This window comes from Mariprofundus micogutta (genome assembly GCF_001895085.1).
Lineage (GTDB): Bacteria > Pseudomonadota > Zetaproteobacteria > Mariprofundales > Mariprofundaceae > Mariprofundus > Mariprofundus micogutta.
Window position 1 is genome coordinate 23,782 of sequence record NZ_BDFD01000018.1, and the last position, 14,658, is coordinate 38,439.

18 protein-coding genes are annotated in these 14,658 nt (G+C 49.8%); 4 read left to right on the forward strand and 14 right to left on the reverse strand.

The genetic code is table 11. The features are described from left to right. Positions 1 to 14 precede the first annotated feature (14 nt). The 10 genes from fmt to rsxA are packed head-to-tail and all read right to left on the reverse strand — an operon-like array spanning position 15 to position 7,168. Positions 15 to 947, reverse strand: a complete 933-nt coding sequence (fmt, locus tag MMIC_RS09645; protein WP_072660262.1) for a methionyl-tRNA formyltransferase — start codon at positions 945 to 947, stop codon at positions 15 to 17. 48 nt (positions 948 to 995) lie between these two features. Beyond that, positions 996 to 1,544 carry a peptide deformylase gene (def, locus tag MMIC_RS09650; protein ID WP_072660263.1) on the reverse strand — a complete coding sequence of 183 codons (549 nt, stop codon included), beginning with the start codon at positions 1,542 to 1,544 and terminating at the stop codon, positions 996 to 998. Beyond that, on the reverse strand, positions 1,544 to 1,882 hold the full coding sequence (locus tag MMIC_RS09655; protein WP_072660264.1) for a phenylpyruvate tautomerase MIF-related protein: 339 nt from the start codon (positions 1,880 to 1,882) through the stop codon (positions 1,544 to 1,546). The genes def and MMIC_RS09655 overlap by 1 nt, the downstream gene beginning before the upstream one ends. Beyond that, positions 1,882 to 2,112, reverse strand: coding sequence for a hypothetical protein (locus MMIC_RS09660; protein ID WP_072660265.1), 231 nt, complete (start codon positions 2,110 to 2,112; stop codon positions 1,882 to 1,884). The genes MMIC_RS09655 and MMIC_RS09660 overlap by 1 nt, the downstream gene beginning before the upstream one ends. Further along, entirely contained in the window at positions 2,109 to 2,759 is a 651-nt protein-coding gene (rsxE, locus tag MMIC_RS09665; protein ID WP_072660266.1) for an electron transport complex subunit RsxE, read from the reverse strand. Before rsxE ends, MMIC_RS09660 begins: the two co-directional genes overlap by 4 nt. After that, on the reverse strand, positions 2,756 to 3,373 hold the full coding sequence (locus tag MMIC_RS09670) for an RnfABCDGE type electron transport complex subunit G (RefSeq protein WP_072660267.1): 618 nt from the start codon (positions 3,371 to 3,373) through the stop codon (positions 2,756 to 2,758). The genes rsxE and MMIC_RS09670 overlap by 4 nt, the downstream gene beginning before the upstream one ends. Continuing rightward, the gene (locus tag MMIC_RS09675) at positions 3,370 to 4,440 is read right to left on the reverse strand and encodes an RnfABCDGE type electron transport complex subunit D (protein WP_072660268.1); all 1,071 of its coding nucleotides are present in this window, start codon (positions 4,438 to 4,440) and stop codon (positions 3,370 to 3,372) included. Before MMIC_RS09675 ends, MMIC_RS09670 begins: the two co-directional genes overlap by 4 nt. Next, entirely contained in the window at positions 4,440 to 6,014 is a 1,575-nt protein-coding gene (rsxC, locus tag MMIC_RS09680; protein WP_072660269.1) for an electron transport complex subunit RsxC, read from the reverse strand. The genes MMIC_RS09675 and rsxC overlap by 1 nt, the downstream gene beginning before the upstream one ends. Then, the gene (gene rsxB / locus MMIC_RS09685) at positions 5,998 to 6,582 is read right to left on the reverse strand and encodes an electron transport complex subunit RsxB (protein WP_072660270.1); all 585 of its coding nucleotides are present in this window, start codon (positions 6,580 to 6,582) and stop codon (positions 5,998 to 6,000) included. The genes rsxC and rsxB overlap by 17 nt, the downstream gene beginning before the upstream one ends. A gap of 4 nt (positions 6,583 to 6,586) precedes the next feature. After that, positions 6,587 to 7,168 carry an electron transport complex subunit RsxA gene (rsxA, locus tag MMIC_RS09690; RefSeq protein ID WP_072660271.1) on the reverse strand — a complete coding sequence of 194 codons (582 nt, stop codon included), beginning with the start codon at positions 7,166 to 7,168 and terminating at the stop codon, positions 6,587 to 6,589. 195 nt (positions 7,169 to 7,363) lie between these two features. Here rsxA and MMIC_RS12485 point away from each other — a divergent pair, with 195 nt between their 5' ends. The 3 genes from MMIC_RS12485 to MMIC_RS09710 all read left to right on the forward strand — a co-directional run bounded on the left by MMIC_RS12485 (position 7,364) and on the right by MMIC_RS09710 (position 9,231). After that, the gene (locus tag MMIC_RS12485; RefSeq protein ID WP_083530554.1) at positions 7,364 to 7,864 is read left to right on the forward strand and encodes an EF-hand domain-containing protein; all 501 of its coding nucleotides are present in this window, start codon (positions 7,364 to 7,366) and stop codon (positions 7,862 to 7,864) included. An 80-nt stretch (positions 7,865 to 7,944) separates the two neighbouring features. Beyond that, positions 7,945 to 8,949, forward strand: coding sequence for a DUF3616 domain-containing protein (locus MMIC_RS09705; RefSeq protein ID WP_227819464.1), 1,005 nt, complete (start codon positions 7,945 to 7,947; stop codon positions 8,947 to 8,949). A gap of 18 nt (positions 8,950 to 8,967) precedes the next feature. Beyond that, positions 8,968 to 9,231, forward strand: a complete 264-nt coding sequence (locus MMIC_RS09710) for an HP0495 family protein (protein WP_072660275.1) — start codon at positions 8,968 to 8,970, stop codon at positions 9,229 to 9,231. 112 nt (positions 9,232 to 9,343) lie between these two features. Here the strand turns inward: MMIC_RS09710 and MMIC_RS09715 are convergent, their stop codons facing one another. Both MMIC_RS09715 and MMIC_RS09720 read right to left on the reverse strand, forming a co-directional pair. Continuing rightward, entirely contained in the window at positions 9,344 to 10,183 is an 840-nt protein-coding gene (locus MMIC_RS09715; RefSeq protein WP_072660276.1) for an SPOR domain-containing protein, read from the reverse strand. A gap of 66 nt (positions 10,184 to 10,249) precedes the next feature. Then, a complete protein-coding gene (locus tag MMIC_RS09720; protein WP_227819465.1) occupies positions 10,250 to 10,795 on the reverse strand; it encodes a shikimate kinase in 546 nt (181 codons plus the stop codon). A 115-nt stretch (positions 10,796 to 10,910) separates the two neighbouring features. Here MMIC_RS09720 and MMIC_RS09725 point away from each other — a divergent pair, with 115 nt between their 5' ends. Next, positions 10,911 to 12,068, forward strand: a complete 1,158-nt coding sequence (locus tag MMIC_RS09725; protein WP_072660277.1) for a PilT/PilU family type 4a pilus ATPase — start codon at positions 10,911 to 10,913, stop codon at positions 12,066 to 12,068. Positions 12,069 to 12,087: 19 nt separating this feature from the next. Here MMIC_RS09725 and MMIC_RS09730 read toward each other — a convergent pair whose 3' ends face one another. Together MMIC_RS09730 and MMIC_RS09735 are read right to left on the reverse strand one after the other, a co-directional pair. Beyond that, positions 12,088 to 13,911 (reverse strand): diguanylate cyclase, encoded by a 1,824-nt coding sequence (locus MMIC_RS09730; RefSeq protein ID WP_171966499.1) that lies wholly within the window; start codon positions 13,909 to 13,911, stop codon positions 12,088 to 12,090. 222 nt (positions 13,912 to 14,133) lie between these two features. Beyond that, positions 14,134 to 14,652: a GTP-binding protein gene (locus MMIC_RS09735; RefSeq protein WP_072660279.1), complete on the reverse strand. Its 519-nt coding sequence runs from the start codon at positions 14,650 to 14,652 to the stop codon at positions 14,134 to 14,136. Positions 14,653 to 14,658 lie beyond the last annotated feature (6 nt).

A 14,658-nucleotide genomic window follows, 5' to 3' on the forward strand; every position in this document is an offset into this window, starting at 1 on the left:
ACGGACGAGTTGAATCAGCTGAGCGGCTCACCAACCCTGAGTTGGGCACCTCTTAAGAAGTCTGCAGCACTCATTGCCTTTTTACCCTCAGGTTGCAGTTCAGTAATGCGGTATACAGAGGCCTCGGAGCAACTGATATCAAGTGCTGCATCAACTGCGACCACACTGCCCTGATTCAGGTCCGTCGTGACTGGCAAAAGCTCACCGGCAATCAGCTTTAGCCATTTGCCATTGCACATGGTACGCACACCGGGACGGGGCGAAAAACAGCGCACTAAACGGTCTACTTCAGCCGCTGACATGGACCAGTCAATGATGCGCTCTTCGTTGGTGATCTTCTTCGCGTAAGTCACACCGGCTTGCTGCTGTGGTTCCGGTTGAAGGCCTGCAGCAATTTTCGGCAATGTCTCAACAAGTAATGCCGCACCCATCGGGGCCAGTTTAAACCACAATTCAGAACCTGTTGTCATAGCTGTAATGGGCAATGTACGGCAGGCATAAACAGCACCGGTATCCAGCCCCTCCTCCATCTGCATAATGCATACGCCGGTCTCATTATCTCCGGCCAGCAGGGAGCGCTCAATGGGAGCCGCACCGCGCCAGCGTGGAAGCAGTGAGGCATGTACATTGACTGGCGCTACAGTGACCGCATCAAGCCACGATTTAGGCAAAATCATACCGAAAGCCACAACCACAAGCATGTCAGCCTGTTTACTCTCAAGCCATGCCAAAGCCTCATCATTATCACGTATTTTTTCCGGAGTAATAACATCGACACCTGCATCAATAGCAGCCTGTTTGACCGGTGTTGGGCTAAGTTTCATGCCACGACCGGATTTACGATCAGGCTGTGAGACGACACCAACTACATCCATGCCTTCTGCCTCTATCAGGGCATTCAGACAGGGAACGGAAAACCCGGGCGTACCGGCAAACACTATGCGCATCGCTGATTCCTTTTCACTATCGCAGCAATTAAACCAATACCCATTGGTTTAATTGCCTTGCTTAAACAGTTTCTTCATTTTGTTGGTGATCATTCTTCGTTTGAGCGGCGAGAGATAATCGATAAACAATTTGCCATCCAGATGATCGAATTCATGCTGTAAAGCCACGGCTTGGAAACCTTCAAAATCGGCTTCGTGCTGCGTCCCTTCTTCGTCAAACCAGCGCAGACGGACAGCCGCAGGGCGTGACACATTGGCATATTGTTCCGGCACCGACAGACATCCCTCTTCCCAGCTTGCCATCTCATCTGATTTCCAGACAAACTCAGGATTTATCCACACTTTTAAATCGCGCTTGCCACCCGCCTCATCCGAATCATGGCGCACCTCTTCAGAACGCCAGAGAATATCGGTAACTGCTACGCGAAATGGTACACCAATCTGCGTAGAAGCCAGCCCCACACCCGGCGCGTCATACATGGTGTCAGCCAGATCCTGAATCAGCTGTTTAACGTCATCAGAGAGTGGAAATTCCACCTCTTTTGCTATCTCGCGCAGCTTATCATCGGGATGAATAAGAATGTCTCGAATTGCCATCAGAATGTACCGCCTTTCCAGCCGAACATGGCACGTTCCGGTGCAGCAAACTCGATATAGATACGCGCCGGATCAATGTGTAATTGTTCGCAGAGCAGTTCAGAAATCTGTTTGGATAATGCTGCAGTCTGCCCCGTAGTCAGACCAAGGCTTTTCAGTTCTACAAATGCCAGTGGCATATCAGAACCTGCAAACAACATGGATTGCTGATCGCTCAGTTCAACCATGACATACGACTCAGGCTTGGATAGTGCAGCAGCTGTTGCTTGAGAGCAGAGTGTTAGAAAGTCAGTGTGGTTTCCTACCACCACATTGGTATGCACATGCAAATATGGCATCAGCTTTCCTCCTTCTTCGCAGCCTCAACTTCTTTCTGACTGTCAGCTTTCTGAATCTCTGACTGCTGGTCAGAAGACTGCTGTTGAGCCAGCCATTCAAGATTCCTTTTTGCCTGCTCTTCACGTTCCTGATTTTTTCCGTGCCGCATGCGAGCAGTGGCAACATAAGAAATCCACCAGAGAAAAGCGCCTACAACAACGACAATCGACCAGAACTCCAAAGTACTCACGATTGCGCCTCCACAGCTTCATTCTGTACAAGCTGTGCCTGTTGCTCAGCTCTAGCCTTGAGTTTGCGATTGATCAGGTTCACCCCTGCAAGAATAAATCCCAGCGCGATGAATGCACCCGGCGGCAGGATAAACATCAGCATGTCCGGATAGGAGCTGCCGAATACAGACAGACCAAAAATTTCGCCCTGACCGAACAGCTCGCGAACACCACCGAGCAACACCAGTGCAAAAGTAAATCCTGCGCCGACGGCAATCGCATCCACCAGCGAATCGGAAAGACTGTTTTTACTGGCAAAGGCTTCAGCACGGCCAAGGATGGCGCAGTTCACTACAATCAATGGAATAAACAGCCCCAGCACCAGATACATTTCATGCATCCATGCATTCATAGCCATGCCGACGATAGTGACAAATGCTGCAATAATGGTGATATAAGCAGGAATACGGACATTCTTTGGAATCACTCCGCGAATCAATGACACCACGAGATTGGAGCCCAGCAGCACCAACATGGTAGCTGCACCCATCCAGAATCCGTTTTCAGCAGAAGTGGTCACGCCGAGCAGCGGACACATGCCAAGTAGTTGTGCAAAGATGGCATTGTTGTGCCAGAAGCCATCAAAAAATACTTCAGACTTGTTCATTTCGCACCTCCACTTTTTTCACCGTTTACGGTGGCAAGCATTAATTCCCGGTTGCTGTTAAAAAACTGTAAAGCACGACTGACTGCCTTGACCACAGCACGCGGTGTAATCGTAGCTCCGGTAAACTGATCAAAATCACCACCGTCCTTTTTCACTTTCCAGTTTCGACTATCGATGGTTTGATCAACAAAAGCTGCCAGCCAGCTATCATTATTCACAATCCCGTCACCCAGCCCCGGCGTTTCCTTGTGGCTGGTCACACGAATCGCATGAATATTGCCATCAGGAGAGACGCCGACAAGGATGCGAATCGAACCCGCATAACCGTCCCTGGCAATGACTTCCCAGGCAAATCCACTAATCCGACCTGTTTTGGTTTTACCCGGATAGACGGAAACAGCCTGTTTGTCTTTACCGATTTTAAACATGTCCGACTGCGCATCATTGGCATGCGCCGGCAAAACCTGCGTAAGTGCTTTGTGCAGTGCCTCTTTCTCGGCCTGCGCAATTGGTTCGCGTGTAAGCATATCGGTCAGCCCCAGCAATACTGCTGCGACTGCCGCCACAACAAACAGGGCCATCACCATCTGAATCTGTTCGCGATCAAACTTCATGACTCGTTCCTGTGATCATGCCCGTACACACGCGGTCTGAAATAGTGATCGATTAACGGTACCGCGCAGTTCATCAGAAGCACTGCAAACATTGCGCCTTCCGGATAACCACCCCAGGTACGAATGGCCCAGGTAATTACACCGCAACCCACAGCAAACACCACCTGCCCCAGGGGGGTAACCGGTGATGAAACCGGATCAGTCGCCATAAAAAACGCGCAGAGAATCAGGCCTCCGGCAAACAGGTGAAACATCGGCGGTGCAAACTGATCCGGGTTCAGTGTGTTAAACAAACCCGACAACAGCAGTACCGTAGCGATATAGGTGAACGGGATATGCCAGGTAATCGAGTGACGGGCGAGCAGGAAGATACCACCGATTAAAAGTGCAAGGGCACTGGTCTCACCAATGCTGCCCGCTTCAAAGCCGAGGAATGCATCCAGATAACTATAGTCGTAAGCCTTCAGCGCCTCAGATACCGGCACACCAAGCGTTGCTTCGGTTTTCACGTAACCCAGTGGTGAGGCCATGGAGATCGCATCAAAGCCCAGCTGCAATGCACCGGGACCCGCTAAAAACAGTGTAGCGCATGTTGAGAAGTCGTACAGATTGATGGCCGGATCTCCGGCTGTCATCGGCATGATCCATGTGGTCATATTCAGAGGAAATGAAATCAGCAGAATCACGCGTGCCGATAGTGCCGGATTGAAAATATTATAACCCAGGCCACCATAGAGTTGCTTGCCAAGAACTATGGCAAACACGGAACCTAATACCGCCATCCACCACGGCGTTGCCGCTGGCAGCGTCAGCGCCAGGAACAAACCTGTCAGTGCTGCCGAATTATCCAGCAGAGTGGAAACAGGACGCCCCATCCATTTCAGACATACAGCCTCTGTGATCAGTGCACTCAGCATGCAGGTCATGATCAGCAGCAGAGCCAACCAGCCAAACAGGTAAACGCTCACTGCCGCTGCCGGCAGCAGAGCCAGAATAACGGTCAACATAATCATGCGCACCGAATCACCACCATGCGCGTGCGGGGAGCTCAACATAATCAACGGCATCAGTCTTTGCTCTCCTTGCTTACAGCTGCAGCACCAGAATCAACTGCTGCAGGTTTATCCGTGTCAGCCTTGGCTTGATCTGTTTTCGGAGCATGAGTCTGGCGTACACGTGTCCGGCGTGCCGCCTTCTCAGCTTTTTCACGTTCAATACGGGCATCACGCGCTTCCGATCTTTGGCGCGATGCATCGGCAAAGGCTTGTTCACGGCGCTGCAGGGCCAGCTGCCCTTTGCCATAACGGAAATAGTGAACCAGCGGGATATTGGACGGACAGACATACGAACAGGCACCGCACTCAATACAATCAAACAGGTCATAGCTGGCAGCCTTGTCAAACTGATCGCTCCTGCACTGGTCAGCCAGAAGATTGGGTACCAGAGAGATCGGACAGGCCTCACTGCAATGACCGCAACGGATGCAAGGCTGTTCAACCGTATGTGCAGAGCCCATGAACTGTGAACTCATCGCCAGCAGCCCTGTTGATGATTTTACAACAGGGAAGTCAGGATGTTTCAGTCGCTCACCCATCATCGGGCCACCATGCACAATATGAGTGCCGGAAAAGTCTTCCAGCCCCTGACGGGCAAACAGGGTACGCACCGATGTGCCAAGCCGAACACGCAAATTCGCAGGATTCGGCAAGGCATCACCACTGACAGTGACAATACGTTCGGTCAACGCTCTGCCGTGTACCACTGCATCAAACAGGGCTTTGGTGGTACCTACATTCTGACACAGGACGCCTATATGCATGGGCAGCTTACCCGCCGGAACTTCCCGGCCAGTAAGTGTATAAATCAGCTGCTTTTCACTACCCTGTGGATAACGGGTTGGCAGCACCATCACTGCAACGTCATCCATATCACTACGTGCGTCCAAAGCCAGCTGCATGGCCTCAGCTGCATCCTGTTTATTATTCTCAATTGCGATGATACCGGATGCTGCTCCTACCATATGCATGAGAATAGCCATGCCTTCGAGAATTTCTTCAGCATGTTCAAGCATCAGGCGATGATCATTGGTCAGAAAGGGTTCACACTCAATTCCGTTGAGTACAACGGTTTCAATCGGAAAACGTTTGTCCTGTACCAGCTTGATAAACGTTGGAAATACAGCCCCGCCAAGACCGGCCAGACCACACATACGGGCGCGCTCGCGTAACTGTGTCGGATCACTATTCGCCCAGTCGCTGATGGGTGAAAGGCTCTCATCTATGGTGTCATCACCATCGGATTCGATAAAGATACTTGGCAAACCCATGCCGGACGGGTGCGCAATCGCATGCTCTTCAATCTTCACCACACGCCCCGAAGTCGGCGCATGCACCGGTACGGACAGGTACCCTTCCGACTTGGCAATCTTCTGGCCGCGCAGTACCTGATCACCGACTGCAACCAGTGGCGAGCATATTTCGCCGATATGCTGTTTCATCGGCAGCACATGCACCGGGGAAAGATCGCAATCCTCTATGCCGCAATCTGCCGATAACTTGTGCATATTCGGATGCACACCACCAACAAAGCTGTGCTGCAGCATACCCAGTCTCTGGGCGAGTTTTCTAACTATGGCCGGCATGTTGTTCCCGCCTCTCGTGACCGAGTTGAGCACGTTTGGTATCCGGCAACGGCCAGGACCAGTGTTCGATCAACTCCGGTTTCATCAACATATCAATACAATCCACCGGGCATGGCTCAATGCATAGCGTGCAACCGGTACAGTGATCAGCGATGACAGTGTGATACTGTTTCGGTGCGCCGATAATGGCATCCACCGGGCATGCCTTGATACACAATGTGCAACCGATGCATTCATCTTCACGCACAAATGCCAGCATGGGTGCTGCTGCCTCTTCTTCCAGATCCTTGGGTTCCACGCCCATCAGGTCGGCAATCTGTAACATGGTGCGCTCACCACCGGGCACGCAGTGGTTCACATCAGCCTCACCAGAGGCCACAGCAATCGCATAGGGTTTGCAACCCGGATAACCGCACTGACCACACTGGGTCTGAGGTAAAAGAGTATCGAGTCTGTCCACCATCGGATCGCCCTCGATATGGAACACCTTCTGGGCAATCGCCAGCACAATACCGGCAACAAGTGCAAAGGCGCCAAGACTGGCTAAAGCATACAGCAACGAAATCATGGAATCAGAACTTTACCAGGCCTGAGAAGCCCATGAATGCCAGGCTCATCATGCCGGCTGTAATTAATGCCAGCGGTGATCCCTTAAACAGTTCAGGCACAGGTGAAATCTCAATGCGCTCACGCAGGCCTGCAAACAGAATCAGTACCAGCGCAAAACCTGCGGCTGCGCCAAAACCGTACAACGCCGAAGTCAGAAAGGTCTGTTCCTGCTGCACATTGAGAATAGCCACACCAAGTACTGCGCAGTTGGTAGTGATCAGCGGCAGGAAAATACCCAGCCCCTGATACAGCACAGGACTGGTTTTGTGGATCATCATCTCAATAAACTGCACCAGTGAGGCAATAATCAAAATAAAGAAAATCGTCTGCAGATATTCCAGCTCCAACGGAATCAACACATACTGTTGCACCAGCCATGATACGGTTGAGGCCACAGTCATGACGAACATAACGGCAAATGACATGCCCACAGCCGTCTCCACCTTGCTCGAGGTGCCCAGAAACGGGCAGATGCCGAGAAACTTCGTCAATACGAAGTTATTCACCAGCACGGATGAGAGCAAAATAAGGGCGATTTCGGTCATGGTGCGGGAGTATAGGGCGCTCTGCCAGTCCCGTACACCGCAGAAAACCCTTACTTTTATATGTTGGAGAAAGAAAAATTACGCTTTTTTACAATGCGCGAACAACATACTGATTAGTCTCAGGTTGACGAATTGCAGATTCATCATTCATTATCGCAATCTGAATTTCACAAATATTTCCTCCGGGGTGAATAAATGAAACAGTTTTTTCTAACACTTTCTGCGCTCGCACTACTGTCACTGCCAACGGCTGCGCTCGCCGGTCATGGTCATGGTCATGGTCATGGTCATGGTGGCCATCATGGCGATGGTCATCAATGCGACAGCAAACAGGCCTGCCCTCTCGGGCAAAAGGATTGTGCCAATCATAAGGATTGCCCATTGGGAAAACATGACTGCGGCAAGGCAGGTACAGTAGGCAATATGGATTCCAATAAAGATGGCAAGGTTTCCATGAAAGAGTTTAATGCAGCACATGATTCACGCATGAAATCCAAGTTTGCATATCTGGATGCTGATGGTGACGGTTTCATTACCGATGCCGATAGTGAACTACGCAGAAGCAAACGTATCGACGATTTCTTCTCTGCTGCCGATACCAATAAAGACGGCAATTTGAGTAAGGCAGAATATGCTGCTGCTAAAAAGGCTCGTTACGGTAAAAAGAAAGAGTGCAAATTCTCAGATAAAAAATAACAGCGATCAATTGAGGGCTGCCGACAGATTCGGCAGCCCTTTTTCTTGCCAGTTCGATCGTCTGGCTTATGCTGTAAGCAGTGAACAGCTATCTATACGGCATCGCCATCATCGCGACCATCTTACTGAGGCCTGCAATGCCACATGCTGAGACCGCCACAACAAAAGCGGTTTCATTTCACGGAAACATCCTTGCTGATAAAGACATCAGTGCTATCGCTATATTCAGAGGCATGCTTGTTATCGGTAGCGATGAAGCTGTAGGCAACAAGAGTAATAAAAACTATATCCAGCTGCTCAAGCAGGAAAATCCCCACGCATACCGTACCGTTAATGACATACTAATCTATCGGGGAAACAAGCTGGATGGAAAAGAACTCGATATCGAGGCCATCGCCGCTGAAGATCAATACCTGTACGTTATCGGCTCCCATTCTCTGGCCAGAAAACGTCTGAAAAAAAGCAACAGCTATACAGATAACCGATTGCGCCTCAGCAACATCAAACATGAAAGCAGCCGCAATCAGCTCTTTCGTCTCACACTGAATGACTCAAATCAAATCAACAGCCGTGAACAGGTCAGTTTGTCAGCCCTATTCAATAGTGACCCGGTGTTATCGCGTTTCACAAACATTCCTAGCAAAGAAAATGGTATCGATATTGAAGGCCTTGCCACAAAAAACGGACTACTCTATCTCGGTTTTCGTGGGCCGGTACTGCGTGATGGTTATGTGCCGGTGATGCAGCTGAAATTTGAGAAGCCCGAACTGAGTTACCAGCTTCTTTATGTTGCTCTCGAGGGGCGCGGCATACGTGATATCGCCGCCGTGTCCGATGGCTTCCTGATTCTGGCAGGCCCGGTTGGTGACGAAGCTGTATCCTTTCAATTGCTTCACTGGAATGGCAAGGACTGTATACCGGGAGGCGCTGGTCGTATGAAACTGCTGAGCGAAATCACCAGACCCGACAGCGGCAAAGCCGAAGGATTGGCCCTGCTCTCGGAAACTACCGAAGCCTACAGTTTGATCATGATTTTTGACGGCCTTCGCAAAGGTGCTCCTGTGCACTACACAATCAAAAAATGAGAGCTAGAGTAGCGCCCCATGAGTGAAGAGACCCTGCTGGAATTCCCCTGCCGTTTCCCGATCAAAGTGATGGGTACCAATACGGCGAATTTTGAAAATGAGATTGCTGTCATTTCTCGCAAGCATGTGCCTGATCTCAGTGAAGCGGCCATCAAATCAAGACCAAGCAGCGGCGGCAAATATCTCGCTGTAACGGTTACATTCATTGCCACCAGCAAAGCTCAGATCGATGAGCTCTATCGTGCTATCAATGCCCACCCCTCTGTGAAGATGGTTTTATAATCGCTGTTGCTTCCTTGCGAAAAATCCATGTGGGTTTTACGCCTGTATTAATACGATAACCCAATCAACCGGCCAAAGCCCACAAGGTCATCAATTCAATCGAGTGGTGACCTTATTCCGGTGATCGAATCGCTGTCTGGTATCTGGTGACCCATGCACCACTGAATTCACTCTCTTTAAGAAATGGCAAGCGTGCCAGTCCGGCCTCCTGCTTGCTGCTGAAGCCGGGAACAAATATGCGATAATATGGCTTGCCAGCAACGGTGACCTGCACCCGTTTGGTCTCAATCCCTCTGCTGCCAAGCTCTTTCTGAATTTGCCCGGCCATAGCCAGTGTGGAAACCGATGTTAAATTGACTACCCATGCAGTTTTGCCGGTCCGGGGAGTGACCACAGGGGATGATGACGGAGCGTCTTCCGGATGCTGAGCGCTGCCAGCCGTTTCCCTGGCTTCCAGAACATCCGCTTGTGCCTGCTTTCTCACAGATGCAGATGACTCGACCTGCTCAGACCTGTCGGCCTGAAGCGGCCTGTTTTTTGCAACTACGGGCGCAGACGCCCCCTTCAGTACGGGCATCGTCTTTGTCTCTGATTGGGCGACATCATTGACAGCATGTTTGTCATCATCTCCACCTGAAGCCGACCAGATAACGCCGATCAGGGCTATCGAGACAATACCGGCCAACAGATAGTTTAGCGTGTTGCTCTGCTGCCCGGGCTCGGGTACTCCGACCTGTTCATTCGCTGTTGCAGCATCTGCGGGGGAAAGATCCGGCTCGGATATTTCGGGTTCGTTCTCTGCAACACCATCATTGGCTGTTGCCTGCGGCCAATCCGCATCGGATTCACTCTGAAACTGAGCAATCAGCGAATCCAGATATTCTGCCTGTTCGCCATCCACCTGTGCTGATGATTGCCCCTGCTTACCACTGCCGGAATTGTCTTCGGACACTTAACCCCTCCATAATCTCGGATTCCCGGGCAGTGTAGCCATCCCGCCCTGCAAAGCCATCTACAGCTATCGTCTTGCTTGCCAGTCGCCCAGAAATTCAAGAATAGCCTGTAAAACCTGCTTTTTCTTCATATCTCCACGTGGCAGTACAAAATCTGCGCAGGCTTCATAGAGCGGATAACGGACTTCAACCTGTTCCTGAAGTTTCTTCAATGTATCACCCTCAGCAATCAATGGCCGATTGCTGTCACCTTCAATACGCCTGGCCAGAAACTCGGGGCTTGCCTTCAACCATATCACCGGAGAATGCTCCTGCAGAATCCTGCGATTGGTCTCAGACAAGACCGCACCACCACCCGTGGCAATGACTGCCGGCTTGCTAATCACTTCGCACAGCGCCTCAGTTTCCATCTTGCGAAAAGCCAACTCACCATCCTGCTCAAAGATTTCCGGTATAGATCGATCTGCTTTCTCAACGATGTATTCATCGAGATCAATCAGTGGCAGATCCAGCTTTGCAGCCAGACGTTTTCCAATACTACTTTTACCGGAGCCCATCAATCCCACCAGAATCGGGCGAAGCGGTAATGCTTGTTCAGTTGATGCATCCATGGCTGGGAATCATACATAAACAGCATCTGCCTGCATGCAGTTCCTGACACATGCTGTTAATGGTATGTGATTTGCTTGATTCTCATGATAACAACTTCAAACCCGGAGCAAAAACATGGGCGAAACCATTTCGATTCGACAATTGTTACAGGTCATGGTGGATCAGGATGCATCAGACCTTTATCTGATGGCTGGTGCACCTCCGGGTTACCGCATTCAGGGCACCATTCAAAGACTGGGCAAAGACAACCTGAACCCGGCCACTGTAGAGCATTTGGCCAGTGAGTTGATGAGTGAAAAACAAAAAGGTGATTTTGCTTCCAGCATGGAGATGAACCTCTCTTCCGCTCATCCGGGGCTTGGGCGATTCCGGGTAAATATCTATCGTCAACGCGGCACGGTTGGTATGGTGATTCGTCAGATCACCACCGATATTCCCAGTCTCGATGACCTGGGACTGCCGGAGGTATTTAAAGATATCTCAATGTCCAAACGCGGGCTTGTGCTGATGGTAGGTGCAACCGGCTCGGGTAAATCCACATCGCTTGCCGGCATGGTCGACTGGCGAAACAGCAATCAGGCAGGCCACATTATCACTATTGAAGATCCGGTTGAGTTCATGCATACCCATAAAAAAAGCTTTGTCACTCAACGTGAAGTCGGCTCCGATACGGTTTCATTTCATGCCGCCCTGAAAAACACACTGCGTCAGGCACCCGATGTCATTCTACTCGGTGAAATTCGCGAACAGGAGACTATGGAACACGCCATCGCATTTGCCGAGACCGGCCATCTGGCTATGGCCACATTACATGCCAACAATTCCAATCAGGCGCTGGAACGCATTATCAACTTCTTTCCCAAAGAGCAGCATCAACAGGTCTATATGAACCTGGCCATGAACCTGCGTGCAATTCTGTCTCAGCGACTGGTCAAAACGATCGATGGCAAACGGGTAGCTGCTATTGAAATTCTGATCAATACACCTCGCATTTCCGACCTTATTCTTAAAGGCGATGTCGGCGACATCAAAGAGGCGATGGAGTCCGGCGGACAACATGGCATGCGCACTTTCGACCAGGCACTATTCCAGTTGTGGGAAAGTGGCATCATCTCTGAAATTGAGGCTCTCAGAAATGCTGATTCAGCAAATAACCTGAGATTGAAGATGAAACTGGCCACGGTAGATGGCTCTGCAGAAAGTATTCTGGAAGCCGGGCAGGAAATCCGATCAGACGATGACTCGGATGGAGATTTTGAACTCAAGATATGAGAAAACTGCGCCCCGATAATTAATCTTCAGATTTCATCCCGTCGATGTAACGAATCACCTGATTACGACCACTGTTCTTCGCCTGATACAGTGCCACATCGGCCTGTTTCACCACTGCCCAGAAATCTTCATTTTCAGCAGTAAACATGGAAACACCCAATGACATGGTTTTGGTAATATCACCCTGAGAAGTCTTGAATTTGAATGCTTCGAGCTGAATGCGGATGCGATCCGCCACCATCAGTGATCCCTCTTCCGTAGAATCGAGAAGCAGTATCAGGAATTCCTCACCTCCAAAGCGAATTGCAATATCCGAATTACGAATCGTGTTCGTGATAATCGAACAGGCCCCTTTGAGTACGTCATCACCAATTTCGTGACCATAGGTGTCATTGACCATCTTAAAGTGGTCAATGTCACACATCACTACACCAATCTGGGATTTCCTGCGTTTAATGGTTCCTGTTAATGAGGAGAGATACTCATCCAGGAAACGGCGGTTGTATAAGTTGGTCATCGGATCACGCAAGGAAGAATCTTTCAGCGATTTCATCAAACGCTTCGATTCGATCACCGGTGCTGCTTCATGTATGAATGCCTGCAGCACTGGAAGATCATCGCTGACTGTCTGCTTCTCTTCTTCGCTAAATACCAATTGAAGGATACCGCCAACCTTTCCGGATAGAATCATCGGCATGCAGACATGGTATAATTTATCCTGCTGCGCACCCGGATTAAAAGAGGGGCATATGTTCATCTCATCCAGTGATGACGTTAACAGGGCTGTGCGTGAAGCCCTGCAATAATCACAGTTTTCAGTAATCTCTTTGGTGCACCATAATTCCTCACCTTCTGCCAAACCACTATTAAACACCGGAATCAGGGAATTATTGTCTTCGGAAAGTTCATAGAACGAATAGCGCGTTAATTTAAACTGTTGCCTCAACAGGGCCTGAAAACGCTCGTATACATCTTCAAGCGTGCGGTCGTTTTCAATCACCTGTTTGAAGCGGGAAACCATGGCCATGGTATTCACCACAGATACAGTCGTATTGAGCAGATTATCTCTTTCAGTGAACTGATGATGGGACATCAGGGTGTCCACATCATTGGCAATCGAACCGATACTGTTTTCCAGCGTATCCATGAAATGATTGGTACGATCAGCAATCTCACCCATCTCGTCATCGCTGTATTTGGTGATACGGCTGGAGAAATTGCCGCTTTCCGCGAGAGATACGGTATGCTTGAGTTCATCGGCAGTGATATCCACAGGCTTGAGCAACCGCCGCAATGCAATAGCCAGGGCAAAACCAAACAACACGAACAGAAATACGATGCCTACAGTGTTCCTGATTGCTGCATAAAACTGCCCTGTCACATCAATCTCAAGACTCACCGCGCCGAGAATCGTACCTTCAGCGACGTCATGACAATTCAAGCAGTTGGTTTTTCCGCCACTACTGGCCACGTAAGGGATCGTATAGTGAAAACGAATATCATTTTCTCCATAGAGAATTTCCTCATATTCACTGCCTGTTTCAATCACCTTCAGTTCCACATCACTCACCGGATCACGGCCAGAGGTGTCAATCGCCATCTGCTCAACAACCTGTTTCGATGGAATGATATGTGCAGATTTTAAACTGGTTATGCCAATCAGGCTTTCCACATAGGGATTTTTGTGTTCCGGGTTTCCTTCATCCATCTCATGCGTAACGGCCAGCCGAATCATCTCTGCAGCCATACGCCCCTGCTCCTGCAGAGCGTCAAAATGATAGACCCGGTATGTCATCAATGAGACAGCTGAAAACAGTACTGTGATCACTATAGTGCTAATCATTATCAGTAACTGGCTCTTCTGGCGAAGCCTCATACACATCTCCCTTCAATGACGGCTGAATCATCCGTTTGATTCTACTATCAAGTCACATGCCAAAATCTATTGAAAGCCGGAAAACTACCTTCAGGAGTTCATTATCAGCCGGGGGGGGATACTCTGAAAAAGTGCAGGACGCAGCTTTTTAGAATCCAGATATCGTCTTACAGACCTGAGTCACCCCGTTCATTCAGTATCGGAAAAGCGGGATAACAGTAATGGTTTGATATGATCACAGCTTCTGGCATCCAGCCCGAAGACATCATCAGAGCTGATTCCAAGCATCGCTGCCAGATCTTCCGACTGAACAGCCCCACTGACATCCTGCCTTGTCACTGCAACCAGTCTCCCCAAGGTGGTACGCTCGCCAAAGTGATTATAAATATATTTCAGCTCTTCCAGCGATGTTTCATCTGAGCCATCAACGAGAAACAACACACCATTGGCACCAACAGCCAGAATTTCCCACATAAAATCAAAGCGCCGCTGACCTGGTGTACCGTACAGATGCAACTCTAAATCTTCGCTCGGGTAACAGATACCATGGTCCATTGCCACAGTGGTGCCCTCTTTTACTTCGCTCACAACATCTGTAGCCATCTCATTGGTACAGACCACTGGTACATCACTGAGACCTCGAATCAATGTTGTTTTTCCCGCATTCACGGGCCCTGTCACAACAAGCTTTACGACTTTACTCCCCACACCATC

Coding starts and splice junctions, on each gene's coding strand:
- MMIC_RS09655 (WP_072660264.1), bottom strand. CDS start 1,882: ATGCCATATTTGCATGTGCATACCAATGTGGTGGTAGGAAACCACACT.
- MMIC_RS09725 (WP_072660277.1), top strand. CDS start 10,911: ATGGGCGAAACCATTTCGATTCGACAATTGTTACAGGTCATGGTGGAT.
- def (WP_072660263.1), bottom strand. CDS start 1,544: ATGGCAATTCGAGACATTCTTATTCATCCCGATGATAAGCTGCGCGAG.
- rsxA (WP_072660271.1), bottom strand. CDS start 7,168: ATGACCGAAATCGCCCTTATTTTGCTCTCATCCGTGCTGGTGAATAAC.
- MMIC_RS09670 (WP_072660267.1), bottom strand. CDS start 3,373: ATGAAGTTTGATCGCGAACAGATTCAGATGGTGATGGCCCTGTTTGTT.
- MMIC_RS09720 (WP_227819465.1), bottom strand. CDS start 10,795: ATGGATGCATCAACTGAACAAGCATTACCGCTTCGCCCGATTCTGGTG.
- fmt (WP_072660262.1), bottom strand. CDS start 947: ATGCGCATAGTGTTTGCCGGTACGCCCGGGTTTTCCGTTCCCTGTCTG.
- rsxB (WP_072660270.1), bottom strand. CDS start 6,582: ATGATTTCGTTGCTGTATGCTTTAGCCAGTCTTGGCGCCTTTGCACTT.
- rsxC (WP_072660269.1), bottom strand. CDS start 6,014: ATGCCGGCCATAGTTAGAAAACTCGCCCAGAGACTGGGTATGCTGCAG.
- MMIC_RS09675 (WP_072660268.1), bottom strand. CDS start 4,440: ATGCCGTTGATTATGTTGAGCTCCCCGCACGCGCATGGTGGTGATTCG.
- MMIC_RS12485 (WP_083530554.1), top strand. CDS start 7,364: ATGAAACAGTTTTTTCTAACACTTTCTGCGCTCGCACTACTGTCACTG.
- rsxE (WP_072660266.1), bottom strand. CDS start 2,759: ATGAACAAGTCTGAAGTATTTTTTGATGGCTTCTGGCACAACAATGCC.
- MMIC_RS09710 (WP_072660275.1), top strand. CDS start 8,968: ATGAGTGAAGAGACCCTGCTGGAATTCCCCTGCCGTTTCCCGATCAAA.
- MMIC_RS09730 (WP_171966499.1), bottom strand. CDS start 13,911: ATGATTAGCACTATAGTGATCACAGTACTGTTTTCAGCTGTCTCATTG.